Source organism: Pantoea stewartii subsp. stewartii (genome assembly GCF_008801695.1).
GTDB classification, from domain to species: domain Bacteria; phylum Pseudomonadota; class Gammaproteobacteria; order Enterobacterales; family Enterobacteriaceae; genus Pantoea; species Pantoea stewartii.
The window spans coordinates 1-222 of record NZ_VZPF01000346.1 but is presented as its reverse complement, the minus strand read 5'-3'; the positions used below and the strand labels follow the sequence as shown (position 1 = coordinate 222).

Annotated in this window: 1 protein-coding gene; it reads left to right on the top strand. The window is 47.7% G+C overall.

Annotated elements, in window-relative coordinates:
- Positions 1-222: transposase (locus F7Q90_RS26495; protein ID WP_211369719.1), on the top strand; the 222-nt coding region annotated here is incomplete at both ends.

Sequence of the window (222 nt, the reverse complement as noted above, 5' to 3'; positions counted from 1 at the left end):
CATCATCCACAAAAGCCGTGAAACGTTGCGCTGGCTGAAAGCAAACCCAAAGTTCAGGGTCATTTACCAGCCGATTTACTCGCCGTGGGTCAATCATGTCGAACGGTTGTGGCAGGCGCTTCATGAGACAATAACCCGAAATCACCAGTGCAGTTCAATGTGGCAACTGTTGAAAAAGGTCCATCACTTTATGAAGTCATTTATCCCAGGCTTTTTTCGCGG